Origin of the sequence: Massilia hydrophila (assembly GCF_020208145.1) — a bacterium.
Classification (GTDB): domain Bacteria; phylum Pseudomonadota; class Gammaproteobacteria; order Burkholderiales; family Burkholderiaceae_D; genus Telluria; species Telluria hydrophila.
Genome location: NZ_JAHYBX010000001.1, coordinates 804210 through 827573, shown reverse-complemented (window position 1 = coordinate 827573; position 23364 = coordinate 804210). Strand labels below are relative to the sequence as shown.

At 64.7% G+C, this 23364-nt stretch carries 25 protein-coding genes and 1 tRNA gene; all 26 read right to left on the bottom strand.

Going from position 1 to position 23364, the window contains the following annotated elements:
• Positions 1–4 precede the first annotated feature (4 nt).
• The 26 genes from LE190_RS03790 to LE190_RS03665 all read right to left on the bottom strand — a co-directional run bounded on the left by LE190_RS03790 (position 5) and on the right by LE190_RS03665 (position 23344).
• Complete coding sequence (locus LE190_RS03790; protein ID WP_225237447.1) at positions 5–1255, bottom strand: MFS transporter; 1251 nt, start codon at positions 1253–1255, stop codon at positions 5–7.
• Positions 1256–1303: 48 nt separating this feature from the next.
• Complete coding sequence (gene ispF, locus LE190_RS03785; RefSeq protein WP_225237446.1) at positions 1304–1816, bottom strand: 2-C-methyl-D-erythritol 2,4-cyclodiphosphate synthase; 513 nt, start codon at positions 1814–1816, stop codon at positions 1304–1306.
• Between the two features lie 11 nt (positions 1817–1827).
• A complete protein-coding gene (gene ispD, locus LE190_RS03780) occupies positions 1828–2544 on the bottom strand; it encodes a 2-C-methyl-D-erythritol 4-phosphate cytidylyltransferase (protein WP_225237445.1) in 717 nt (238 codons plus the stop codon).
• 17 nt (positions 2545–2561) lie between these two features.
• Positions 2562–3284, bottom strand: a complete 723-nt coding sequence (locus LE190_RS03775) for a hypothetical protein (RefSeq protein WP_225237444.1) — start codon at positions 3282–3284, stop codon at positions 2562–2564.
• Positions 3285–3287: 3 nt separating this feature from the next.
• Positions 3288–3845 (bottom strand): NUDIX domain-containing protein, encoded by a 558-nt coding sequence (locus LE190_RS03770; RefSeq protein WP_225237443.1) that lies wholly within the window; start codon positions 3843–3845, stop codon positions 3288–3290.
• A gap of 65 nt (positions 3846–3910) precedes the next feature.
• Positions 3911–4246 (bottom strand): DUF2818 family protein, encoded by a 336-nt coding sequence (locus LE190_RS03765; protein ID WP_225237442.1) that lies wholly within the window; start codon positions 4244–4246, stop codon positions 3911–3913.
• Positions 4247–4254: 8 nt separating this feature from the next.
• Positions 4255–5748, bottom strand: coding sequence for an NADH-quinone oxidoreductase subunit NuoN (gene nuoN, locus LE190_RS03760; protein ID WP_225237441.1), 1494 nt, complete (start codon positions 5746–5748; stop codon positions 4255–4257).
• A 27-nt stretch (positions 5749–5775) separates the two neighbouring features.
• Entirely contained in the window at positions 5776–7275 is a 1500-nt protein-coding gene (locus LE190_RS03755) for an NADH-quinone oxidoreductase subunit M (RefSeq protein WP_225237440.1), read from the bottom strand.
• A gap of 28 nt (positions 7276–7303) precedes the next feature.
• The gene (gene nuoL / locus LE190_RS03750; RefSeq protein WP_225237439.1) at positions 7304–9373 is read right to left on the bottom strand and encodes an NADH-quinone oxidoreductase subunit L; all 2070 of its coding nucleotides are present in this window, start codon (positions 9371–9373) and stop codon (positions 7304–7306) included.
• Positions 9374–9414: 41 nt separating this feature from the next.
• Positions 9415–9723, bottom strand: coding sequence for an NADH-quinone oxidoreductase subunit NuoK (gene nuoK / locus LE190_RS03745; RefSeq protein ID WP_225237438.1), 309 nt, complete (start codon positions 9721–9723; stop codon positions 9415–9417).
• A complete protein-coding gene (locus LE190_RS03740) occupies positions 9720–10394 on the bottom strand; it encodes an NADH-quinone oxidoreductase subunit J (RefSeq protein WP_225237437.1) in 675 nt (224 codons plus the stop codon). The genes nuoK and LE190_RS03740 overlap by 4 nt, the downstream gene beginning before the upstream one ends.
• 29 nt (positions 10395–10423) lie before the next feature.
• On the bottom strand, positions 10424–10912 hold the full coding sequence (gene nuoI, locus LE190_RS03735; protein WP_224942432.1) for an NADH-quinone oxidoreductase subunit NuoI: 489 nt from the start codon (positions 10910–10912) through the stop codon (positions 10424–10426).
• A gap of 14 nt (positions 10913–10926) precedes the next feature.
• A complete protein-coding gene (gene nuoH, locus LE190_RS03730; RefSeq protein ID WP_225237436.1) occupies positions 10927–12015 on the bottom strand; it encodes an NADH-quinone oxidoreductase subunit NuoH in 1089 nt (362 codons plus the stop codon).
• Positions 12015–14357: an NADH-quinone oxidoreductase subunit NuoG gene (nuoG, locus tag LE190_RS03725; protein WP_225237435.1), complete on the bottom strand. Its 2343-nt coding sequence runs from the start codon at positions 14355–14357 to the stop codon at positions 12015–12017. The genes nuoH and nuoG overlap by 1 nt, the downstream gene beginning before the upstream one ends.
• A gap of 21 nt (positions 14358–14378) precedes the next feature.
• Entirely contained in the window at positions 14379–15674 is a 1296-nt protein-coding gene (nuoF, locus tag LE190_RS03720; RefSeq protein ID WP_225237434.1) for an NADH-quinone oxidoreductase subunit NuoF, read from the bottom strand.
• Complete coding sequence (gene nuoE, locus LE190_RS03715; protein ID WP_225237433.1) at positions 15671–16156, bottom strand: NADH-quinone oxidoreductase subunit NuoE; 486 nt, start codon at positions 16154–16156, stop codon at positions 15671–15673. Before nuoE ends, nuoF begins: the two co-directional genes overlap by 4 nt.
• A gap of 14 nt (positions 16157–16170) precedes the next feature.
• Positions 16171–17424 (bottom strand): NADH-quinone oxidoreductase subunit D, encoded by a 1254-nt coding sequence (locus LE190_RS03710; protein WP_225237432.1) that lies wholly within the window; start codon positions 17422–17424, stop codon positions 16171–16173.
• Positions 17424–18020, bottom strand: coding sequence for an NADH-quinone oxidoreductase subunit C (locus LE190_RS03705; protein WP_225237431.1), 597 nt, complete (start codon positions 18018–18020; stop codon positions 17424–17426). Before LE190_RS03705 ends, LE190_RS03710 begins: the two co-directional genes overlap by 1 nt.
• A gap of 15 nt (positions 18021–18035) precedes the next feature.
• Positions 18036–18512 (bottom strand): NuoB/complex I 20 kDa subunit family protein, encoded by a 477-nt coding sequence (locus LE190_RS03700; protein ID WP_020654624.1) that lies wholly within the window; start codon positions 18510–18512, stop codon positions 18036–18038.
• A 3-nt stretch (positions 18513–18515) separates the two neighbouring features.
• Positions 18516–18875 carry an NADH-quinone oxidoreductase subunit A gene (locus LE190_RS03695; RefSeq protein ID WP_224942456.1) on the bottom strand — a complete coding sequence of 120 codons (360 nt, stop codon included), beginning with the start codon at positions 18873–18875 and terminating at the stop codon, positions 18516–18518.
• Between the two features lie 167 nt (positions 18876–19042).
• Positions 19043–19127, bottom strand: a tRNA-Leu gene (locus LE190_RS03690).
• Between the two features lie 254 nt (positions 19128–19381).
• Positions 19382–19882, bottom strand: a complete 501-nt coding sequence (gene secG, locus LE190_RS03685) for a preprotein translocase subunit SecG (RefSeq protein ID WP_225237430.1) — start codon at positions 19880–19882, stop codon at positions 19382–19384.
• Between the two features lie 82 nt (positions 19883–19964).
• Positions 19965–20711 carry a triose-phosphate isomerase gene (tpiA, locus tag LE190_RS03680; RefSeq protein WP_225237429.1) on the bottom strand — a complete coding sequence of 249 codons (747 nt, stop codon included), beginning with the start codon at positions 20709–20711 and terminating at the stop codon, positions 19965–19967.
• 106 nt (positions 20712–20817) lie between these two features.
• Positions 20818–21798, bottom strand: a complete 981-nt coding sequence (locus LE190_RS03675; RefSeq protein ID WP_225237428.1) for an NAD(P)H-quinone oxidoreductase — start codon at positions 21796–21798, stop codon at positions 20818–20820.
• An 82-nt stretch (positions 21799–21880) separates the two neighbouring features.
• Positions 21881–22336: a hypothetical protein gene (locus LE190_RS03670; protein WP_225237427.1), complete on the bottom strand. Its 456-nt coding sequence runs from the start codon at positions 22334–22336 to the stop codon at positions 21881–21883.
• A gap of 15 nt (positions 22337–22351) precedes the next feature.
• Positions 22352–23344, bottom strand: coding sequence for an MYG1 family protein (locus LE190_RS03665; protein WP_225237426.1), 993 nt, complete (start codon positions 23342–23344; stop codon positions 22352–22354).
• Between the last annotated feature and the right edge of the window lie 20 nt (positions 23345–23364).

Here is a 23364-nt window from a genome sequence, read left to right as displayed (position 1 = left end):
CGTGTCAGGCCTCCAGCGCTGCCGTGCGCGCCACCGGCGCCTCGCGGATCGGCAGGTTGACCAGGGCCGCCGCCAGCGCCAGCAGGATATCGGCGTACCACATCCAGGTGTAGTCACCGAAGCGCACGAAGGACAGGCCGCCCAGCCAGGCGCCGAAGAAGCCGCCGATCTGGTGCGACAGCAGGGTCAGGCCGAACAGCGTGGCAAGGTAGCGCATGCCGAACAGTTTGCCGACCAGGCCGGCGGTCGGCGGCACCGTGGCCAGCCAGGTGAAGCCGAGCGCGCCGGCGAACAGGTAGAAGCTCAGCGCGGTCTTGGGCGCCAGCAGGTAGAGCACGACCATGACCGCGCGGCTGGCATAGATGACCGCCAGCAGCGACTTCATGCGGTAGCGGCTGGCCAGGGCGCCGGCGGCCAGGCTGCCGCCGATGTTGAACAGGCCGATCAGGGCCAGCGCAGTGGCCGAGACTCCGGCCGGCAGGCCGCACAGCGCCACTTCCTGCGGCAGGTGGGTGACCAGGAAGGCGATATGAAAGCCGCAGGTGAAGAAACCCAGGTGCAGGCACAGGTAGCTGCGGTCGCGCATGGCCTGGCGCAGTTGTTCGGTGAGGGTCATGCCCGGCTGGACCGGCGCGGCCGGCGCCGCGGCTGCCGGAACCGCCACCGGCTGCGCTGGCTTGTTGCGCATGCCCAGCGCGAGCGGAATGGTGAGCAGGGTCGAGGCGGCCATCGCCAGCATCGCCGCCACCCAGCCGGCGCTGGCGATGATCGCTCCCATCAGCGGCGCGAACACGAACTGGCCGAAGGAGCCGCCGGCGTTGATGAAACCCGAGGCGAAGGCGCGCCGCTCGGGCGGCAGGCGCTGCGCGGTGACGCCGATCAGGATCGAGAAGCTGCCGGCACCAGCCCCGGCCGCGGACAGGATGCCCATGGTCAGCAGCAGGCCCCATTCGGAATCGACGAAAGGCGTGGCCGCGGTACCGGCGGCGAGCATGAGGCCGCCGATGACGATGACGCGTGCCGCGCCAAGCTTGTCGGCGATGGCGCCGAACACCGGCTGCGAGGCGCCCCACACCAGCTGGCCGACCGCCATCGCGAAGCTGATGCTGGCCACGCCCATGCCGGTCGCGGTATTGATCGGCGACAGGAACAAGCCCGTGGTCAGGCGCGCGCCCATCGTGATCATCAGGATCGCACTGGCGGCCAGGATCAGCATCCAGGCCGCGCGCGGCGTCATCGCTCCCTGCGCGGGCATGCAGGATATTCCTTCAGCGGGAGCGCGGCGCGCGGCATGGGCCGCGCGTCATGCCGCGGCGCGCACGAGCAGCGCCACCGCCTCGGCCGCCATGCCCTCCTCGCGCCCGAGGAAGCCGAGCTTCTCGTTGGTCTTGGCCTTGATGTTGATCTGCTGCGGCGATACGCCCAGGTCTTCGGCGATGCGCGACACCATCTGCGGGATGTGGGGCGCCATCTTCGGCTGCTGGGCGATGATGGTGGCGTCGATGTTGCCGATCGTATAGCCGGTGGCCACCACGCGGTGGGCCACTTCGCGCAGCAGGGTACGCGAATCGGCGCCGGCGAACATCGGGTCGGTGTCCGGGAAGTGCTTGCCGATGTCGCCCAGCGCGGCCGCGCCCAGCAGCGCATCGATGATGGCGTGCAGCAGCACGTCGGCGTCCGAATGGCCAAGCAGGCCGAGGCGGTGCGGGATGGTCACGCCACCGACGATGAGCTTGCGCCCCTCGACCAGCGCGTGGCAGTCGTAGCCGGTTCCGATGCGAAACGGCGGTGTGGGATTGAAGGATGCTTGTGTCATGGTGGTTCAGTTCAGTTCAGTTCGTTGTTCGTTTCATGACGAAAGGCGGCCAGGTACATCTCGGCGATCCGGATGTCGACTGGCAGCGTGACTTTCAGGTTGCGCGGATGCCCTTCCACCAACCTGGGGGCCAGTCCCAGCGCTTCAACCGCGCTGGCGTCGTCGGTGACGGCGGCGGGGTCGGTCGCGGCATCGAGCGCGCGGCACAGCAAGCTGTAGCGGAACATCTGCGGCGTCTGCGCCAGCCACAGATTGTCGCGCGGCACGGTCGCCAGCGCACCCGGCGTGCCGCGCTTGACGGTGTCGACCACCGGCAGGGCCAGCAGGCCGCCGGCCGGATGCTCACCCGTTTCGACGATCAGGCGCCTGATCAGTTCCGCATCGAGCCCGGGACGGGCCGCGTCATGCACCAGGATCCAGTCCTCGCCGTCCACGCTGCCCTGCAGCGCGCGCAGCCCGTTGCGGATCGATTCCATCCGGGTCGCGCCGCCGCAACGCAGTACCGTCACCCCTTCGGCCGGCGCGACCGCGTCGATGTACGGATCGTCGGCGCTCACCACCACGTAGGTGTGGGCGATCAGGGGGCTGGCGCGGAAGGCGTCGAGCGCATGGCGCAGCATGGGCTTGCCGGCGACGGGCAGGTATTGCTTGGGGCTGGACGCGCCCATGCGCGCCCCGACGCCGGCGGCGGGAATCAGGGCATGGTAGGAAGGTGAAGCCGGGCTCATCGCTGTGTCATTCTCTATTACTGGTGTTTTCGTACCGGTCGAAGCAGCGACTGTACCTCAGCTCCGCAAACCTTGCCGAGCCGGGCATATTCCTGGGGCGAGTCGATGGCCGCCTGCAGCGTTTCCACCTTGGCCATCTCGCTCTTGATGTAGGGCATCCAGCCGCGGTCGACCTCGCGCTGCAGCAGCCCCTGCGCCTGGCCGATGCGCGCATACAGCGGCTTGTCCTCGAAGCGCCGCGCGAGCGCCAGGCGCACCCGCGCCTCGGCCCTGGGCAGGTAGTCGAGGTAGGTCTCCAGGTGGCGCCATTCATGCGCGAGCACTTCCTCGTAGGCGCAGGAGCCGGGCCGCAACTCGCGGCCGACGTAGACCACGATCGGCGGATAGCTCAGCCTGACCTGGATATGCGGCGCGATGCACTCGTAGCCGCTGGCCGGATCGCTCAGCAGGCGCCCGCCGACCTGGATGCTGACGCGCGACTCGGTGCGGGTCAGGCCCAGCACGAACTGGCCGGGACGCGCCCTGCCCTTCATCGCCGTCAGGGTCCGGAAGCTCAGGCTGTTGTCGATGCGGTAGCCGTCCTGGGCCGCGCTCAGCACCGACAGCGTGTCGCCGATGCTGTCTTCGCAGCGCGCCTGGAACGGCGTGCGCGCGGCGGTGGCGGTGGCGGTGGCGGCAGCGGCGGCGCCGGCAGCCGGGAGCGCCCAGCAGCACAGCAGCAGCGCCAGCAGCCGCTTCATGGCTCAGGCGGGAAGCCAGGCGCCGGACAGGATCTTTTCTAGCCAGAAGGCGCCGATGATGGTCTTGACGTCGGTGATCTCGCCGCGCTTGACCATGTCGAGCAGCTCGGGCAGCGTGACGCTGAACAGTTCCAGGAACTCGCCCTGGTCGAGCTTTTGCGGACCGGGCCGCAGGTCTTCCGCCACGAACAGCTCGAGGTGCTCGTCGGAGTAGGCGATCGCGTTGTGGATGGTGCAGACAAAGCGCCACTTGCCGGCGGTATAGCCGGTTTCTTCTTCGAGCTCGCGCCGGGCGCAGGCCAGGTGGTCCTCGCCTGGGTCGATCTTCCCGGCCGGGAATTCGATGAAGACCTGGGCGTTCGGATAGCGGAACTGGCGCTCCAGCAGGATGCGGCCGTCGGGCAGCAGCGGCAGGATCACCACGGCGCCGGGGTGGCGGAAGTATTCGCGGTGGGAAGTGGAACCGTCGGGCAGGCGAACCTTGTCGCGCTCGACCTTGAGGAAGGAGCCGTCGTAGACGACGCTGCCTTCGATGCGGGTTTCTTTCAGTTCAAGCGTCATGCGGGCTCCGTTTCATGCAAGGTCGTCGACCTTCGTTGGACGCGTGGGCGGCGCAGCCGCCCACCCTACGGGCGGCGCTTGCGCAGGTAGCGCAGGACGAAACCGGGGAAGGCCAGTACCAGGAACAGGCAGCCGGTGATCGCATAGAACTCCCAGTTCTGCGCGAACACGCCGCCGATGCCCGATTCCAGCAAACGTGCCAGGAAGCCGACGACGAAGTATAAGACAATTAATTCAAGCAGGCGCAGCGCGAGCGGCTTGGTGCGTGCGGAGGAAGCGCCGTCACCGGCCGCCTTCGGCTTCAGGGGTATGAAGCCGAACACGCGCTCGGTGAGGAAAGGCAGGTTAGCGGCCGCGATCGAGATCGCGACCACCAGCCAGACAGCGAGGGAGGAATCCACGCTGCCCGTTACTTGGCGAGGGTCGCCTGCATGGCGCTGTAGCACACGGCCAGCAGCCAGCCCGGCACGACGCCCAGCAGGACCACGGCGAGGCCGTTGAGCGACATCACGACGCGCATGTCGCCCGGCGCGTGGATCGCGGCCGTATCCACCGCGTCGTCGAACCAGATGGTCTTGACGATGCGCAGGTAGTAATACGCGCCCACCAGCGAGAACATCACGGCCACGACGGCCAGCCACACCATGCCGGCATTCGCCACGGCCTGCAGCACGGCCCACTTGGCCATGAAGCCCACCATCGGCGGCACGCCGGCCAGCGAGAACATCAGGATGGTCATGACGATCGCGAACCACGGCGAACGCTTGCCCAGGCCCTTGAAGTCCACGATGTTCTCGGCTTCATGGCCGGCGCGCGCCAGCATCATGATCAGGCCGAAGCTGCCGACCGTGGTCAGCACGTAGGTGATCATGTAGTACACGGCGGCGCTGTACGAGGAGGCGGCGTCCGAGCTGTCGCCATCCACCACGCCGGTCAGCATGGCGAGCAGCACGAAGCCCATCTGCGCGATGGTCGAGTAGGCCAGCATGCGCTTGATGTTGGTCTGCGCGATCGCGGTCAGGTTACCGACGGCCAGCGACAGCACGGCCAGCACCATCAGCATCTGCTGCCAGTCGAAGGCCATGCTCGGGAGCGCCTCGACGAGGATACGGATGGTCATGGCCAGGGTCGCCAGCTTCGGCGCGCCGCCCAGCAGCAGGGTCACGGTGGTCGGTGCGCCCTGGTAGACGTCCGGCACCCACATGTGGAACGGGACGGCGCCCAGCTTGAAGGCCAGGCCGGCCACGATGAACACCAGGCCGAACACCAGGATGGTCGAGTTGGTGCCTTCGGCCGCGCTGACCTGGCCGATGGTGGTGATGTCGAGCGAACCGGTGGCGCCGTACACCATCGAGATACCGTACAGCAGGAAGCCCGAGGCCAGTGCGCCGAGGATGAAGTACTTCATCGCGGCTTCGGTCGACACCGCGTGGTCGCGGCGCATCGCCACCAGCGCGTACAGCGACAGCGACATCAGTTCCAGGCCCAGGTACAGCGACAGCATGCTGTTACCCGAGATCATGATCATCTGGCCCAGCATCGAGAACAGGGCCAGCACGTAGAACTCGCCACCCAGGTTACCCGACATCATGGCGCGCTCGCCCGCGTACTGGCGCGAATACACCAGGGTCATGGCGGTGGCCAGGTAGGTGAACAGCTTGAGCAGGTTGGCCAGCGGATCGGACACGTACATGCCGTTGAAGGTGTACACGGTCGCGCCCGCATTCATGTCGGCGAACGAGAACACGGCGCAGCCGGCGATGGCCAGCAGGCTCAGCGCGTACGTCAGGGTACGCTTGCCCTCCTTCAGGAACATGTCGATCAGCAGGATCGCGGAGGCCGCGATCAGCAGGAAGATTTCGGCATAGACCGGCGCCAGGTTGGCATCGGTCGCCGCTAACATTGTGGAGTTCATTTCGTTCATGGCAGTTTATTGAGGCAGTTTGCCGGCAGCGACGTGTTGCAGGAGGTCGGTGACCGACACCTGCAGCGTTTCGGCGATCGGCGCCGGGTACAGGCCCATCCACAGGGTGGCGATGGCCAGCACGCCCAGGATGGCGAACTCGCGGCCGTTCAGGTCGGTCAGTTCGGCGACATGCTTGTTGCCGACCGGGCCGAACACGACGCGCTTGACCATCCACAGCGAGTAGGCGGCGCCCAGGATCAGGGCGGTGCCCGCCAGCAGGCCGGTCCAGAAGTTGAACTCGACGGCGCCCAGGATCACCATGAATTCGCCGATGAAGCCCGAGGTGGCCGGCAGGCCGGCATTGGCCATCGAGAACAGCACGGCGAAGGCGGCGAACTTCGGCATGGTGTTGACCACGCCGCCGTAGTCGGCGATTTCACGCGAGTGGACGCGGTCGTACAGCACGCCGATGCAGAGGAACATCGCGCCCGACACGAAGCCGTGCGAGATCGACTGCATCAGGCCGCCCTGCACGCCCAGGTCGTTGAACATGAAGAAGCCCAGGGTGACGAAGCCCATGTGCGCGATCGACGAGTAGGCGACCAGTTTCTTCATGTCCTTCTGGACCAGGGCCACCAGGCCGATGTAGATCACGGCGACCAGCGACAGCACGATGACCACCGGGGCCAGGTACTGCGAGGCGTCCGGGGTGATCGGCAGCGAGAATCGCAGGAAGCCGTAGGCGCCCAGCTTCAGCATGATCGCGGCCAGCACGACGGAACCGCCGGTCGGCGCTTCCACGTGGGCGTCCGGCAGCCAGGTGTGCACCGGCCACATCGGCACCTTCACGGCGAAGGCCATGAAGAAGGCGATGAAGATCAGGATCTGCTCGTTCATCGTGAGCGGCAGCTTGTGCCATTCCAGGATGTCGAAGGAGCCGGATGCGTTGTACAGGTAGACGATCGCGACCAGGGTCAGCAGCGAGCCGAAGAACGTGTACAGGAAGAACTTGAATGCCGCGTACACACGATTCGGACCGCCGAACACGCCGATGATGATGTACATCGGGATCAGGGTAGCTTCGAAGAAGAAGTAGAACAGCAGGCCGTCCAGCGAGGCGAACACGCCGATCATCAGGCCCGACAGGATCAGGAAGGAACCCAGGTACTGGCCGACGCGCTCGTCGATCACCTGCCACGCCGCCAGCACCACGATGATGGTGATGAAGGCGGTCAGCGGCACGAACCACAGCGACAGGCCATCCACGCCCAGCTTGTAGAACACGTTGAAGCGCTCGATCCAGGCGGCCGCTTCGTAGAACTGCATGCCGTGGGCGGCGCTGTCGAAGTTCATGATCAGCGGCAGCGTCGGCAGGAAGCTGACGACCGCGCCGCTGAGTGCCAGCATGCGGGTCAGGCCCTTGTTGCCTTCACGGCCGACGGCCAGCACGACCAGGCCGAAGACGATCGGGAGCCAGATCGCCAGGCTCAGGTAAGGTGGAAATGTAGAAATTGACTGCATCATTTTTCGCTTTTCTTAGCTTTGCCTGTGATTAACCGCGCCAGAACGGGAAGAAATACATCAGCGATGCCAGCACGCCGACAATCATCAGGAAGGCGTAGTGGTAGATGTAACCGGTCTGGAGGTGGCGCACGACGGTCGAGAACCAGCCGACCAGCTTGGCCGAACCGTTGACCAGCAGGCCGTCGATCAGGCCGCGGTCGCCCACCTTCCACAGGCCGCCACCGATGGCGCGCGCGCCGCCGGCAAAGACTGCCTGGTTGAACTTGTCCATGTAGTACTTGTTGTCCAGCAGGGTGTGCAGGAACTTGAACTTGGCATAGAACCAGGCCGGGACGCGCGGGTTGACCATGTAGCAGTAGTAGGCGGCCACGACGCCGGCCAGCGCCAGCCAGAACGGTGCGGTCTGCAGGCCGTGGATCGCCATCGCCATCGGGCCGTGGAACATCTCGTTCAGCTCGGCCATGGCCGGGTGGCTCGGGTTGACGGTGATGACGCCCTTGAAGAAGTCGCCATGCAGCATCGGGCCGATCGCCAGGTAGCCGATGATGACCGACGGGATCGCCAGCAGGACCAGCGGCAGGGTCACGACCCATGGCGACTCGTGCGGCTTGTCGCCCGGCTGCAGGCCGTGGTGGTGGTGGTCGTCATGCGCGTCGTGCGCGTCCTCTTCATTGTGCGCATCCGAATCGTGGCCGTGGCTGTGCGGCTGCGGCTTGTTCCAGCGCGATTCGCCATGGAACACCAGGAAGTACATGCGGAACGAGTAGAAGGCGGTCACGAACACGCCGGCCAGCACGGCGAAGTTGGCGAAGCCGGCGCCCGGCAGGTTCGATGCGTGCACCGCTTCGATGATCGAGTCCTTCGAGTAGAAGCCCGAGAAGAACGGGGTACCGATCAGGGCCAGCGAGCCCAGCAGCGAGGTGATCCAGGTGATCGGCATGTACTTGCGCAGGCCGCCCATGTTGCGCATGTCCTGGTCGTGGTGCATGCCGATGATGACCGAACCCGCGCCGAGGAACAGCAGCGCCTTGAAGAAGGCGTGGGTCATCAGGTGGAACACCGCCACCGAGTAGGCCGACACGCCCAGCGCGACGGTCATGTAGCCCAGCTGAGAAAGCGTGGAATAAGCAACGACGCGCTTGATGTCGTTCTGGATGATGCCCAGGAAGCCCATGAACAGCGCGGTGATCGAGCCGATCACGATGATGAACGAGAGTGCGCCGTCCGACAGTTCGAACAGCGGCGACATGCGCGACACCATGAAGATGCCGGCGGTAACCATGGTTGCCGCGTGGATCAGTGCCGAGATCGGGGTCGGGCCTTCCATCGAGTCCGGCAGCCAGACGTGCAGCGGGAACTGCGCCGATTTACCCATCGCGCCGATGAACAGGCAGATGCAGGCAGCGGTCAGCAGCGGCCAGCCGATGCCCGGCACGGTCATGCCGGCCAGCTTGTCGGCCTGCGCGAACACGTCGGTGTACTGCATCGAGCCGGAAGCGGCCAGCAGCAGGCCGATGCCCAGGATGAAGCCGAAGTCGCCGACGCGGTTGACCAGGAAGGCCTTCATGTTGGCGAAGATCGCGGTCGGACGGGTGTACCAGAAGCCGATCAGGAGGTAGGAGACCAGGCCCACCGCTTCCCAGCCGAAGAACAGCTGCAGGAAGTTGTTGGACATGACCAGCATCAGCATCGAGAACGTGAACAGCGAGATGTACGAGAAGAAGCGGTTGTAGCCTTCGTCCTCGGCCATGTAGCCGATCGTGTAGATGTGCACCATCAGCGAGACCGAGGTGACCACGCACATCATCATCGCCGACAGGGTGTCGATCTGGAAGCCGACGGCCAGCTTGAGGTCGCCGACCATCATCCACGTATAGATGTCTTCGTTGAAGACCGGTGCGCCGTCCAGCACCGCCATCAGGGTCTGGACCGAGATGATCAGCGCGACCAGCACGCCGAGGATGGTCGCGGTGTGCGAAACCTTGCGGCCGACGACATTACCAAAGAACTTGGTGCCCAGCAGGCCGGCGATCGCCGAGCCTGCGAGCGGCGCCAGCGGCACCGCCAGTAACATTGAGGAAGAGAGTTGCCCCGCCATGTTGAACCTTAATCGTTATTGTTTATCTAGCCGAGACCGGATCAACCCTTGAGGGTGTCGAGGTCTTCCACATTGATCGTGTCCAGGTTACGGAACAGGACCACCAGGATCGCCAGGCCGATTGCCGATTCGGCAGCCGCGACGGTCAGGATGAAGAACACGAAGATCTGCCCCGCCGCGTCGCCCAGGTAGTGGGAAAACGCGATGAAGTTCAGGTTCACTGCCAGCAGCATCAGTTCGACGGCCATCAGCAGGATGATGATGTTCTTCCGGTTCATGAAGATACCGATCACCGAGATCGCGAACAGGATCGCGCCCAGGATCAGGTAGTGTGCGAGCGACAAAGTCATGGTGCCTCCTTCGGTACTGCGGCTGCGGCGGCTGCAGCTGCTTTTTCAGCATTGGCTGCATCGATCGCGCGCTGGTTGACCGCATCCATCTTGACGATGCGCAGGCGGTCGTTACGCTTGACGCGGACGGCGAGGCCCGGGTCGATTGCTTTGGTGTCCTTGCGCTTGCGCAGGGTCAGGGCGACTGCGGCAATGATCGCCACCAGCAGGATCACGGCGGCGATTTCGAAGCCGTAGATGTACTTGGTATAGATCAGCAGGCCCAGTTCCTTGGTGCCGCCGATGTTCAGCGCGGCGGCCTCGGCCGACAGGTCGGTCTGCTTGTAGGCGCGGTACAGGACGGCGGCCATTTCCAGCACGATCACGGCGCCGATGCTCGACGCCACCGGCAGGTAGCCCCAGAAGCCTTCGCGCATCTTGTCGATGTTAATGTCGAGCATCATGACGACGAAGAGGAACAGCACCATCACGGCACCGACATAGACCAGCACCAGCACGATGGCGAGGAACTCGGCCTTCAGCAGCAGCCAGATGCCGGCCGCGTTGAAGAAGGCCAGCACCAGGAACAGCGCGGCGTGGACCGGGTTCTTGGTGGTGATGACGCGCAGGCTGGCCAGCACCATGATGGCCGCGAACACGTAGAACAACACAGATGTGAATGAGAATTCCATGACTTTTAAGCCTTCTTATTAGCGGGCCATTAGCGATAGCGCGCGTCCGCTTCGCGAGCGGCGGCGATGTCGGCTTCGTAGCGGTCGCCCACGGCGAGCAGCATCTCTTTGGTGTAGTAGAGGTCGCCGCGTTTCTCGCCGTGGTATTCCAGCACGTGGGTTTCGACGATCGAGTCGACCGGGCAGGACTCTTCGCAGAAGCCGCAGAAGATGCACTTGGTCAGGTCGATGTCGTAGCGCGTGGTGCGGCGGGTGCCGTCTTCGCGCTGCGCCGACTCGATCGTGATCGCCATGGCCGGGCAGACCGCCTCGCACAGCTTGCAGGCGATGCAGCGCTCTTCCCCGTTGGGGTAGCGACGCAGGGCGTGCAGGCCGCGGAAGCGGTTCGACATCGGCGTCTTCTCTTCCGGGTACTGGACCGTGATCTTGCGCGACAGCGCATACTTGCCGGTCAGGGCCAGGCCCTTGAAGAGTTCGGACAGCATCAGGCTGCCGACGATTTCTTTAATCCGATTCATTTTCGTTTGATTCCTTACTTCACAGGCAGCCAGATGTTCCACGGCGAGTGCATCCAGATGGCGACCACGACCAGCCAGATCAGGGTCAGCGGGATGAACACTTTCCAGCCGAGGCGCATGATCTGGTCATAGCGGTAGCGCGGGAAGGTGCCACGGACCCAGATCATCAGCGAGACCATGATGAACATCTTCAGGAACAGCCAGAAGAAGCCAACGACGGGGCCGAGGTCCAGGAAGCCGAACGGTGCCGACCAGCCGCCCAGGAACAGGATCGATGCCAGGGTGGCGATCAGGATCATGTTGGCGTATTCGGCCAGCATGAACATCGCATACGACATGCCCGAGTACTCGACCATGTGGCCGGCAACGATCTCGGATTCCCCTTCCACCACGTCGAACGGGTGGCGGTTGCATTCGGCCAGGCCGGACACGAAATAGATCACGAACAGCGGCAGCAGCGGCAGCCAGTTCCACGACAGGAAGTTCAGGCCCATGTCGGCGAAGCTGCCCATTTGCTGGCTGACCACGATATCGGTCATGTTCAGGCTGCCGGTCACCATCAGCACCACCACCAGCACGAAGCCGATCGGGATTTCATACGAAATCATCTGGGCCGAAGCGCGCATCGCGCCCATGAACGAGTACTTCGAGTTCGATGCCCAGCCGGCGATGATGATGCCGTAGACTTCCATCGAGGTAATCGCCATCAGGAACAGCAGGCCGGCGTTGACGTTGGCCAGCGCGGCCTGCGGGCCGAACGGGACCACCGCCCAGGCCGCCAGGGCCGGCATGATGGTCATGATCGGACCGATCACGAACAGGCTGCGGTTGGCCCTGGCCGGGATGACGATTTCCTTGAGCAGCAGCTTGACCGCATCGGCGATCGGCTGCAGCAGGCCGCCAGGACCGACGCGGTTCGGACCGACGCGGATCTGGATCCAGCCGATCAGCTTGCGCTCCCACAGGGTCAGGTAGGCAACCAGGCCCATCAGCGGCAGCAGGACCACCACGATCTTCAGCAGGTTCCAGACCAGCGGCCAGGCCTGGCCGAGCATGTCGGCCCCGCCGGCGTTCAGCGTATCGATAAAACCGGGCGTTGCCATTATTTGCCGCCTCCTACCTGTGCAACTGCTTTTTCAACATTGATCGGACCGAACATCGCGCCCAGCGCCGCGACGGCCGGATGGCCGGCGGCCACGCGTACGGCGTTCGACGGCAGGCCGGCGTCCACGGTGGCAACCAGGACGGCGCTGCCGCTGCCCTGCACCACGCGCACGGTGTCGCCGGAGCGCACGCCGATCTGCTCGGCCACGGCCTTCGACAGGGTCACCAGCGGCGCATTCGCGTCGGCGGTGCGCTGCAGCGGTTCCGAACGGCGCGCCAGGGCGTCGGTGAAGTAGATCGGCACGTCGGCGACGCGCTCGAGCTGGCCGGCGGGAGCGTAGCTGCCCGCGCTCGGCGCCAGCTTCGCCACATTGTTCAGCTTGGCGGACAGGTCGGTGACGCCCTTGCCGATCGCTTCGTCGCGGATCGATTCCGAGGTTTCGTAGTCGAAGCCCTGCAGGCCCAGCAGGTTGCCGAGCACGCGCAGCACTTTCCAGGCCGGACGGGTCTCGCCCAGCGGCTTGACGGTGCCGTTGAAGCTCTGGGCACGGCCTTCGCAGTTCACGAAGGTGCCGGCGGTCTCGGTAAACGGCGAGACCGGCAGCAGCACGTCGGCGAAGTCCATGCCGTGCTTGAAGGCCGACATGACGACGACCATGTCGGCCCCGTCGAGAGCGGCACGGGCCTGCTGCGGGTTGGCCGCATCCAGTTCCGGTTCCGCGTTCAGCAGCACGTAGGCCTTCTTCGGCGATGCGAAGACGGCTTCGCCCTTGCCGGTTGCGCCGACGATGTGGCCGCCGACGGTGTTGGCGGCGTCGACCAGGTAGCCGAAGGAGCAGCCGGTCTGTTCGGCGATCCACTGCGCGGCGGCGTGGATCTTCGAAGCTTGCGGGTGGTACGAAGCGGCATTACCCAGCAGGACGGCGCCCGGGGTGTCGACACCGACCAGGGTCGCGGCGATGGCCTTGCCGCCTTCGCTCGGTTCGACGTTGCCGAAGCCGGCCGGGGCGGCGATGTCCTTGGCCAGGGCCACGGCAACCACCACTTCCGACAGCGCGGCCAGCCAGTCGCCCGGTGCGGCGACCAGCTTGTTCGCCACCGGCATCAGGAGTTCGTCGTCGCTCGCGCCCAGCAGCGACAGCTTGGCGCCGCCCTTGGTAGCGGTGCGCAGGCGGGTCGCGACCAGCGGGTGGTCCTTGCGCAGGTTGGAACCGATGACGAAGGCGCGCTTGAGCTGCGAGAAGTGCGCGATCGGCATGCCCAGCCACGGCGTGACCTGGCCGCTAAGGGCGAAGTCGGTCTGGCGCAGGCGGAACTCGATGTTGTCCGAGCCGAGGCCGCGGGTGACCTTGTTCAGCAGGTACAGTTCTTCCAGCGTCGAGTGCGGGGTCGCGACGGCGGCGATGCTGTCGGCGCCGTGCTCATGGCGGATGTTACGCAGGCCGTGGGCGACGTACTCGAGGGCGGTCTGCCAGTCGGTGTCGATCCACTTGCCGTCCTGCTTGATCATCGGGCCCGTCAGGCGGTCGGCGTTGTCCAGCGCTTCGTAGGAGAAGCGGTCCTTGTCCGACAGCCAGCATTCGTTGATGGCTTCGTTTTCCAGCGGCAGCACGCGCATGACCTTGCCGCCCTTGACCTGGACGATCAGGTTCGAGCCCAGCGAGTCGTGCGGCGCGATCGACTTGCGGCGCTGCAATTCCCACGGACGGGCCGAGTAGCGGAAGGGCTTGCTGGTGAGCGCGCCGACCGGGCACAGGTCGATCATGTTGCCCGAGACTTCCGAGTCGACGGTCTTGCCCACGAAGGTGGTGATTTCCGAGTGCTCGCCGCGGCCGACCATGCCGAATTCCATCACGCCGGCCACTTCCTGGCCAAAACGCACGCAGCGGGTGCACTGGATGCAGCGCGACATCTCTTCCATCGAGATCAGGGGGCCGGCTTCCTTCGGGGCCACCACGCGCTTTTCTTCGTCGTAGCGCGAGTTGCTCTTGCCGTAGCCGACTGCCAGATCCTGCAGCTGGCATTCGCCGCCCTGGTCGCAGATCGGGCAATCCAGCGGGTGGTTAATGAGCAGGAACTCCATCACCGACTTCTGTGCCTGCACCGCCTTGTCGCTGTGGGTGCGCACGATCATGCCGGGCGAGACCGGGGTCGCGCAGGCCGGCAGCGGCTTCGGTGCCTTCTCGACTTCGACCAGGCACATGCGGCAGTTCGCTGCGATCGACAATTTCTTGTGATAGCAGAAGTGCGGGATATAGGTCCCGAGTTTGTTTGCGGCGTCCATCACCATGGAACCTGGTGCGACTTCGACTTTTTTGCCGTCTAATTCAATTTCAACCATTTGATCGTTACCTGACCTGGTTTAAAGGTATGCGGGCACGAGGCAGTGCTTGTGCTCGATGTGATATTCGAATTCCTCGCGGAAGTTCTTGATCATCGCTTCCACCGGCATCGCGGCGGCGTCGCCCAGCGCGCAGATGGTGCGGCCCTTGATGTTGCCGGCGATGTTGTTCAGCAGGTCCATGTCTTCCGGACGGCCCTTGCCATGCTCGATGCGGTGGACCATGCGGTACATCCAGCCGGTGCCTTCACGGCACGGGGTGCACTGGCCGCAGGATTCCTCGTAGTAGAAGTACGACAGGCGCAGCAGCGACTTCACCATGCAGCGGGTCTCGTCCATGACGATCACGGCGCCCGAACCCAGCATCGAGCCGGCCTTGGCGATCGAGTCGTAGTCGAGGTCGGTATCCATCATGACCTCGCCGCGGATCACCGGCGCCGACGAACCGCCCGGGATGACCGCCTTGATCTTCTTGCCGCCGCGCATGCCGCCGGCCAGCTCCATCAGCTTGGCGAACGGGGTGCCCAGCGGAACCTCGTAGTTGCCCGGACGCTCGACGTCGCCCGAGATCGAGAAGATCTTGGTGCCGCCGTTGTTCGGCTTGCCGAGGGCCATGTAGTTTTCCGGGCCCAGGTTCAGCAGGAACGGAACCGCCGCGAAGGTCTCGGTGTTGTTGATCGTGGTCGGCTTGCCGTACAGGCCGAACGAGGCCGGGAACGGCGGCTTGAAGCGCGGCTGGCCCTTCTTGCCTTCGAGCGACTCCAGCAGCGCGGTTTCTTCGCCGCAGATGTAGGCGCCGTAGCCGTGGTGCGCGTGCAGCTGGAAGCTGAACTGCGAACCCATGATGTTATCGCCCAGGAAGCCGGCGGCGCGCGCCTCTTCCAGCGCTTCTTCGAAGCGCAGGTATTCCTGGAAGATCTCGCCGTGGATGTAGTTGTAGCCCACGGTGATGCCCATCGCGTAGGCGCCAATGGCCATGCCTTCGATCAGCGCGTGCGGGTTGTAGCGGATGATGTCGCGGTCCTTGAAGGTACCCGGCTCGCCTTCGTCGGTATTGCAGACGAGGTATTTCTGGCCCGGATACTGGCGCGGCATGAAACTCCACTTCAGGCCGGTCGGGAAACCGGCGCCGCCGCGACCGCGCAGGCCCGAGGTCTTCAGGTCGGCGATGATCTGTTCCGGGGCGATGCCCTCTTCCAGGATCTTGCGCAGCGCCGAATAGCCGCCACGCTTGACGTAGTCGGCCAGGTGCCAGTTCTCGCCGTTCAGGTCCTTGAGGATCAGCGGATTGATGTGACGGTCGTGCAGGCTGGTCATTTGTTCTGTCCCTTCAGTTCCGCGATCAGGGCGTCGATCTTCTCGTCGCTCATGAACGAGCACATGTGGTGGTTATTGACCAGCATCACCGGTGCGTCGCCGCAGGCGCCCATGCACTCGCCCTCGACCAGGGTGAACTTGCCGTCCGCGGTGGTCTCGCGATAGTCGATGCCGAGCGCATCCTTGATGCGCTGGCCGGCGCGCTCGCCGCCCGACAGGGCGCACGGCAGGTTGGTGCACACGGTGATCTTGTGCTGGCCGACCGGCTTGATGTTGTACATGTTGTAGAAGGTCGCCACTTCCTGCACGGCGATGGCCGGCATGCCGATGTAGTCGGCGATTTCCTGCATGGTTTCCGGCGACAGCCAGCCCAGCTCGACCTGGGCGTGGGCCAGCGAGGCCATCACGGCCGACTGGCGTTGATCGGCTGGGTACTTGGCCAGCTCGCGATCGATCTTTTTATAGCATTCCTGCGATAACATTTTGGTTGTCCTTCTTACCTATCGATACTGCCGAACACGATGTCCTGGGTGCCGATGATCGCGACGGCGTCAGCGATCATGTGGCCGCGCGACATTTCGTCGAGGCTCTGCAGGTGGACATAGTCCGGGGTGCGGATCTTCAGGCGGTAGGGCTTGTTGGCGCCGTCCGACACGATGTAGATGCCGAACTCGCCCTTCGGGTGCTCGATCGCCGCGTAGGCTTCGCCTTCCGGCACGTGGAAGCCTTCGGTGAACAGCTTGAAGTGGTGGATCAGCGATTCCATGTTGGACTTCATGTCCATGCGGTTCGGCGGCACGATCTTGTGGTTGTCGATCATGACCGGACCCTGGTTCACGCGCAGCCAGGCGATGCACTGCTTGATGATGCGGTTCGACTGGCGCATTTCTTCGATACGCACCAGGTAGCGGTCGTAGGAGTCGCCGTTGGTGCCGATCGGGATATCGAACTCGACCTTGTCATAGGCCGCGTACGGCTGGGTCTTGCGCAGGTCCCAGGCGATGCCCGAGCCGCGCAGCATCGGGCCAGTGAAGCCCATGGCAAGCGCGTCTTCCGGCGACACCACGCCGATGCCGACGGTACGCTGTTTCCAGATGCGGTTATCGGTCAGCAGGGTCTCGTATTCGTCCACGTAGCCGTCGAAGCGCTTGGTGAAAGCGTCGAGGAAGTCCAGCACCGAACCCTGGCGGTCGCGGTTCAGGTCGTCGATCGCCTTCTTCGAGCGGATCGGCGATTCCTTGTGCTGCGGCATGCGGTCCGGCAGGTCGCGGTAGACGCCGCCCGGGCGGTAGTAGGCCGCATGCATGCGCGCGCCCGACACCGCCTCGTACACGTCGAACAGGTCTTCGCGGTCACGGAAGGCGTACAGGAAGGGACCCATGGCGCCGATGTCGAGCGCGTGCGCGCCCAGCCACATCAGGTGGTTCAGGATACGGGTGATCTCGTCGAACATGGTGCGGATGTACTGCGCGCGGATCGGCGCTTCGATGCCCAGCAGCTTTTCGACTGCCAGCACGTAGCCGTGCTCGTTGCACATCATCGACACGTAGTCGAGGCGGTCCATGTACGGGACCGACTGCAGGTAGGTACGGGTCTCGGCCAGCTTCTCGGTGCCGCGGTGCAGCAGGCCGATGTGCGGGTCGGCGCGCTGGATCACTTCGCCGTCCAGCTCCAGCACGAGGCGCAGCACGCCGTGCGCTGCCGGGTGCTGCGGACCAAAGTTCAGGGTGTAATTCTTAAGCTCAGCCATTATTTCGATGTCCCGTAGGTTTCTTCACGGATCACGCGCGGGATGTTCTCGCGCGGCTCGATCGTCACCGGTTGGTAGATCACGCGTTTCTGTTCAGGGTCGTAGCGCATTTCGACATAGCCCGTGATCGGGAAGTCCTTGCGGAACGGGTGGCCGATGAAGCCGTAGTCGGTCAGGATACGGCGCAGGTCGCCGTGGCCGTCGAACAGGATACCGAACAGGTCGAAGGCTTCGCGCTCGAACCAGTTGGCGGCGCGCCAGATGCCGGTGATCGACTCGACCATCGGCATGTCGTCGTCCGGGCAGAAGGTGCGCACGCGCACGCGCCAGTTGTTGGCAACCGACAGCAGGTGCACGACCACCGCGAAGCGCGGGCCATCCCAGGTGCCTTCGCCGTATTGGGAATAGTCGACGCCGCACAGGTCGATCATTTGTTCGAAGCGGAGCGCCGGCGTGTCGCGCAGCGCCTGCATCGTCTTGATGTAGTCGGCGGCCTTGACCACCACAGTCACTTCGCCCAGCGCCGAACTAATGGCAGCGCCCTCGCCCAGTGCATTTTTCAGGGCGAGTTCAAGGGTTTCGAGTTTCGTCGTCATGGTGTTTCGCTGTTCTTAGCGCGCGATGGTGTTGGTGCGCTTGATCTTGTTTTGCAGCTGCATGATGCCGTACAGCAGGGCTTCCGCGGTCGGCGGGCAGCCCGGCACGTAGACGTCGACCGGCACGATGCGGTCGCAACCGCGCACCACCGAGTACGAGTAGTGGTAGTAGCCGCCGCCATTGGCGCAGGAACCCATCGAAATGACCCAGCGCGGTTCGGCCATCTGGTCGTACACCTTGCGCAGGGCGGGAGCCATCTTGTTGCACAGCGTGCCGGCGACGATCATCACGTCGGACTGGCGCGGCGACGGGCGGAACACAATGCCAAAACGGTCGAGATCGTAGCGGGCGGCGCCCACATGCATCATCTCGACCGCGCAGCATGCCAGGCCGAACGTCATCGGGAACATCGATCCCGTGCGCGCCCAGTTGATCAGCTTATCGGCTGTGGTGGTAATGAAACCTTCGTTTAATACGCCTTCAATTGCCATGGCTTATTCCCAATCAAGGGCACCTTTCTTCCAGATGTACCAGAAGCCCACGACGAATTCGGCGATGAACACCATCATCGTGATGAAACCGGTCCAGCCCAGTTCGCGCATCGAGACGCCCCATGGGAAGAAGAATGCCGTTTCCAGATCAAACAAAATAAACAGGATCGCCACCAGGTAGTAGCGAACGTCGAACTTCATGCGCGCGTCTTCGAAGGCCTCGAAGCCGCATTCATAGGGGGACAGCTTGGCTGCGTCGGGACGGTGCGGACCGAGCACGCGGCCGAGCACCTGGGGAGCGACACCGACGCCGATGCCAACCAGGATAAAGAGAAGTACGGGGAGATAATTTTCGAGGTTCACGATGAAGCCTGTATTGAACGATCGGTTAATGAAACACTGCAGGGATGCAGCGCCGACCCATCCGCCCCTGGCTGAGGACCTTCCACCAGGACCAGTTGAATCGTAAAAAAGCCAGCTCAGGCAGGAGAGCGAATGCTCAGTGCGCCCTTGCTGGCTTCTTTGTATCTTGGTGCCGACGGCGAGACTCGAACTCGCACAGCTTGCGCCACTACCCCCTCAAGATAGCGTGTCTACCAATTTCACCACGTCGGCTGGAGACCAGTATTTTAACCTGCTTTAGCGATACTTTTCAATGCACAAATTGCGCCATCACAAGGAAATTACGCATTTGCTCATCTTTTCATTGAAGCGTGCCAAACTTTATAGCAGGGCTGGCAGCAATGATCGGATTCCGTCCGCCCTTGCGAGCGTTCTTGCATCGTCCGGCATCTGGCGCCACAGGCGGCGCGCCTGATAGCGAGCCGCATTCTACTCCGAATCGGGAACGGGCGTGCGCCCGCCCCGCTTTACTTCGCCGGCGCGGCAGGCGCGGCCGGTGCCGGTGCCGGCGCTGCGGGCACTGCCGGTGCCGGCGCGGCCGCGGTGGACGGCGCCGGATTCGACACGCCCGGGGTTTGCGGGATGTCGTTGACCGGGACGGCCGGGGCGTTGGCCGCACCGGCGTTCGGGCCCGCGCCCGGCACGTCGCTCGGGATACCCGTGGCCGGCGCCTGCGAGGACGGCACCGTGACGCGCTCCATCACGCCGCCATCGACGCTGGCAGGGGCACGGCTGTTGCCGGCCCAGGCCAGGGCCAGGGTCGAGGCGAAGAACACGGCGGCCGCGACGGCGGTCGACTTCGACAGGAAGTTCGACGAGCCCGAGGCGCCGAACAGGCTGCCCGAGGCGCCGGAGCCGAAGGCCGCACCCATGTCGGCGCCCTTGCCGTGCTGGACCAGCACCAGGCCGATGATGGCCAGGGCCGAAATAACCTGCACGACAATAATCAGATTGAACACGGTGTTCATTGCAATTCCATTTCCAAGTTAACGACGATTGATACAGCGACGATTGATACAGCGACGATTGAATACTGCTGTTCTTGTTGAATTATGCGGCGTGGACGATGCCAAGGAAATCCGCCGCCTTCAGGGCCGCGCCGCCGATCAGGCCGCCGTCGATATCGGGTTGGGCCATCAGGTCCGCCGCATTATCCGGCTTCATGCTGCCGCCGTACAGCAGCAGTGTAGTCTCCGCGGCCGCGGCGTTGCAGGCGCGCAGTTTCTGGCGCAGTGCGGCGTGCACTTCCTGGGCCATGGCCGGGGTGGCGGTCCTGCCGGTACCGATCGCCCACACCGGCTCGTAGGCCAGCACGATCTTGCCGACGGCCTCGGCGCCGACCGCTTCCAGCACGGCGTCGAGCTGGGCACCGACCACGGCCATGGTATGGCCGGCTTCGCGCTGCTCCAGGGTTTCACCGACGCACACGATCGGGGTCAGGCCGGCGTCTAGCGCCGCCTTTGCCTTCTTGGCCACCAGTGCATCGCTCTCGCCATGGTAGGCGCGGCGTTCGGAATGGCCGACGATCACGTAGCGGGAACCAAAGTCCTGCAGCATCGACATGCACACCTCGCCGGTATAGGCGCCGACCGGATGGCAGGACACGTCCTGCGCGCCCCAGGCGATGGGCGAACCCTGCAGCAGTGCTTCGCACTGGAACAGGTAGGGCGCGGGCACGCATACCGCCACCGCCGCCCTGGGCTGGCCCAGTCCTTCCAGGATACCGTTCAGCAGCGTGGCATTGGCCGCGCGGCTGCCGTTCATCTTCCAGTTACCTACGACGAGTTTGGAGCGCATACGAGTCCACAATGAAATAACCCGCTATTCTAGCGGTCGAATATGTGGCGGTCAAACAATGGCTGAGCATCTGCCGAGCCGCCACTTCCCTTTTTGATTCAATCCCTTAGCGCACTTCGAGCACGATCTTGCCGACGTGCGTGCTGGACTCCATCAGCGCATGCGCCGCAGCCGCCTCGGCCAGCGGGAAGCTGCTGTGGATGACCGGCTTGAGCCTGCCTTCGGCAAACAGCGGCCACACCCGCTCGCGCAGGCTGCGCGCGATCGCGGCCTTGAAGGCGACCGGGCGCGGGCGCAGGGTCGAGCCGCTGATGGACAGGCGCCGGCGCAGTACCTGGCCCAGGTCGATCTCGGCCTTCGCGCCGCCCAGCAGCGCGATCAGGGCGATGCGGCCGTCGTCGGCCAGGCAGTCGATCTCGCGCGGGATGTAGTCGCCGGCCACCATGTCGAGGATGACGTTCACGCCCTTCCCGCCCGTCAGTTCCTTGACCACCTGGACAAAGTCCTCGCTGCGGTAGTTGATGCCGCGCTCGGCGCCCAGCGCCTCGCAGGCGCGGCATTTGTCATCGGTGCCGGCGGTGGCGAACACGCGGTGGCCAAGGGCCGCGGCGAGCTGGATCGCGGTCACGCCGATGCCGGAGCTGCCGCCCTGCACCAGCAAAGATTCACCCGGCGCCAGTCGCGCACGGTCGAACACATTTGACCAAACGGTAAAAAATGTCTCCGGCAGCGATGCGGCTTCCAGCGCGCTCAGGCCGGGCGGAACGGGCAGGCATTGCTCGGCGGGCGCCGTGCAGTATTCGGCATAGCCGCCGCCCTGCACCAGGGCGCAGACCAGTTGACCCTTCTCCAGGCCGGCCGCTGCGTGGTCGCCGCCGACGATCTCGCCGGCCACTTCGAGGCCGGGCAGGTCGGAGGCGCCGGGCGGCACCGGGTACTTGCCGAGGCGCTGCAGTACGTCCGGACGGTTGATGCCGGCCGCGTGGACCTTGATCAAGACTTCCCCCGCCTTCGGCACCGGCATCGGCCGCTCGCACAGCTGCAGAACTTCCGGCTTGCCGGGCTGGGTGATTTCGATGGCGCGCATGGCGACTCCTGCCTTACAAAAACCGCAATTGTAAGGGAGTGCGCGCAAAGCTGCCCGCGCGCCATCGCTGCCCGTCGGCAGTTCAGGGGACATAGGGGCCGTAAAAGGGGTTCCAGAACTCGTCGGCCGGATGGCAGTGTTGCATGCGGCGGCGCTCGGCGCAGCGGCCATTGGCGGCAACCAGTCGCAGCGTGCACTGGAAAGGATCGCCATATTCGATGTAGCCGGGACGCTTTGGCACTGGCGGCAGGCCGAAAGCGACTGCGATGCTTGCCTCCGTCAGCCCGCCCACGGTCTCGCCATGGCGGCCAAGCGCAAGTTGCAGGTAACGCTGCCAGGTGTGCGCCATGCTGGTACTAGCCGGCAGAGCCGGGAAGGCGCTGCCGGCCAGCAGATCGAGTTCGACCCGGTTGCCGGCCTGGCGCGCTTCGCAGTACAGCACGCCGAGCGCCCAGTGGCATTCATAGCCATTGTTGCGGCCGATGAACTTGTCGAGTAGTCCAGCCGCCATGTGGTTCAGCTTGTAGCGTGAAAGCATGGCCATCGCTCCCTTTCAGGGCAGTGTCGCGGCCGCCTCGCCTTGGCCGTACAGCGGCGTGCGTCCCTCGTCCACCGCCTGCAAGGCTTGTCGCGCCATCGCGTACGCGCCCTCGTAGGACTTGGCGGCGGCGATGAAGCGGCCGTTGTGGCAGAACTTCGCGTCCGGCACCCCGGTCACCGCCGCCAGGTCGGCGTCGCGCAGGCCGGCCCAGCTCTCGGGCAGGTCGGCGCGCGCATCGAAGCTGTCGACCGTGGCCGGCACCGTATGCAGCATGTAGCGGTCTTCCGACAGGCTGTGGCTGAGCACGAAGAGCACCTTCGGCATCTCCTTGCGCACCACCGAACTCCAGGGCAGCGCCGCGTTCTTCAGGAACAGCAGGCGGCCGTTCTCGATGGTCTCGGCCTGGCGCACCTGGGCCAGGGCCAGGATCGCGCCGACCCGGTACTTGACCGAGTTGACGATCACGTCGGTGAGGAACGCCATCGCCTTGCGGAACTGGGCCAGGCGATAGGCGTCGGCCGCTTCGCCATAGCCCAGGCGCTGCTCGTCCAGCCAGTTCGGGTTGAAGCCCGATACCACGGCCGACATGCCATAGCCCCCCGGCGCATTGCGCGCCGCGCCGACGTCGGACAGGTCGAGGTATTGCACGATGTCGGCGTCGATCGCATACGCCATCTGCTGGGCCGTGTCGTCTTCCAGCCGGTGGCCGGTGTGGGCGGCCGCGAGCTGGGCGACGCAGCGCGCGCCGTATTCGCGCCAGACCAGGCCGGCGCTGGCATAGGGCACGCCGCTGGCGCGCGCGCCATCGAAACCCTTCTGGTGGTGGTCGAAGCGGCCGCCGGCCGGGTCCCAGATGCCGCCGACGTCGACCGCGAAGTCGGCCACCTCGATGCGCGCCGGTTCGCGCGTGCGCACGATCTCGGCGTCGGGGAAAAGAATGTGCAGGACGGCCACCGCCCATGCGTCATCCGCATGAAACTTGCCGTTGTGGGTCACGATGACCATGCTTGCTCCAGATGCCGTGT

Coding starts and splice junctions, on each gene's coding strand:
- LE190_RS03790 (WP_225237447.1), bottom strand. CDS start 1,255: ATGCCCGCGCAGGGAGCGATGACGCCGCGCGCGGCCTGGATGCTGATC.
- ispF (WP_225237446.1), bottom strand. CDS start 1,816: ATGACACAAGCATCCTTCAATCCCACACCGCCGTTTCGCATCGGAACC.
- ispD (WP_225237445.1), bottom strand. CDS start 2,544: ATGAGCCCGGCTTCACCTTCCTACCATGCCCTGATTCCCGCCGCCGGC.
- LE190_RS03775 (WP_225237444.1), bottom strand. CDS start 3,284: ATGAAGCGGCTGCTGGCGCTGCTGCTGTGCTGCTGGGCGCTCCCGGCT.
- LE190_RS03770 (WP_225237443.1), bottom strand. CDS start 3,845: ATGACGCTTGAACTGAAAGAAACCCGCATCGAAGGCAGCGTCGTCTAC.
- nuoN (WP_225237441.1), bottom strand. CDS start 5,748: ATGTTAGCGGCGACCGATGCCAACCTGGCGCCGGTCTATGCCGAAATC.
- LE190_RS03755 (WP_225237440.1), bottom strand. CDS start 7,275: ATGATGCAGTCAATTTCTACATTTCCACCTTACCTGAGCCTGGCGATC.
- nuoL (WP_225237439.1), bottom strand. CDS start 9,373: ATGGCGGGGCAACTCTCTTCCTCAATGTTACTGGCGGTGCCGCTGGCG.
- nuoK (WP_225237438.1), bottom strand. CDS start 9,723: ATGACTTTGTCGCTCGCACACTACCTGATCCTGGGCGCGATCCTGTTC.
- LE190_RS03740 (WP_225237437.1), bottom strand. CDS start 10,394: ATGGAATTCTCATTCACATCTGTGTTGTTCTACGTGTTCGCGGCCATC.
- nuoI (WP_224942432.1), bottom strand. CDS start 10,912: ATGAATCGGATTAAAGAAATCGTCGGCAGCCTGATGCTGTCCGAACTC.
- nuoH (WP_225237436.1), bottom strand. CDS start 12,015: ATGGCAACGCCCGGTTTTATCGATACGCTGAACGCCGGCGGGGCCGAC.
- nuoG (WP_225237435.1), bottom strand. CDS start 14,357: ATGGTTGAAATTGAATTAGACGGCAAAAAAGTCGAAGTCGCACCAGGT.
- nuoF (WP_225237434.1), bottom strand. CDS start 15,674: ATGACCAGCCTGCACGACCGTCACATCAATCCGCTGATCCTCAAGGAC.
- nuoE (WP_225237433.1), bottom strand. CDS start 16,156: ATGTTATCGCAGGAATGCTATAAAAAGATCGATCGCGAGCTGGCCAAG.
- LE190_RS03710 (WP_225237432.1), bottom strand. CDS start 17,424: ATGGCTGAGCTTAAGAATTACACCCTGAACTTTGGTCCGCAGCACCCG.
- LE190_RS03705 (WP_225237431.1), bottom strand. CDS start 18,020: ATGACGACGAAACTCGAAACCCTTGAACTCGCCCTGAAAAATGCACTG.
- LE190_RS03700 (WP_020654624.1), bottom strand. CDS start 18,512: ATGGCAATTGAAGGCGTATTAAACGAAGGTTTCATTACCACCACAGCC.
- secG (WP_225237430.1), bottom strand. CDS start 19,882: ATGAACACCGTGTTCAATCTGATTATTGTCGTGCAGGTTATTTCGGCC.
- tpiA (WP_225237429.1), bottom strand. CDS start 20,711: ATGCGCTCCAAACTCGTCGTAGGTAACTGGAAGATGAACGGCAGCCGC.
- LE190_RS03675 (WP_225237428.1), bottom strand. CDS start 21,798: ATGCGCGCCATCGAAATCACCCAGCCCGGCAAGCCGGAAGTTCTGCAG.
- LE190_RS03670 (WP_225237427.1), bottom strand. CDS start 22,336: ATGCTTTCACGCTACAAGCTGAACCACATGGCGGCTGGACTACTCGAC.
- LE190_RS03665 (WP_225237426.1), bottom strand. CDS start 23,344: ATGGTCATCGTGACCCACAACGGCAAGTTTCATGCGGATGACGCATGG.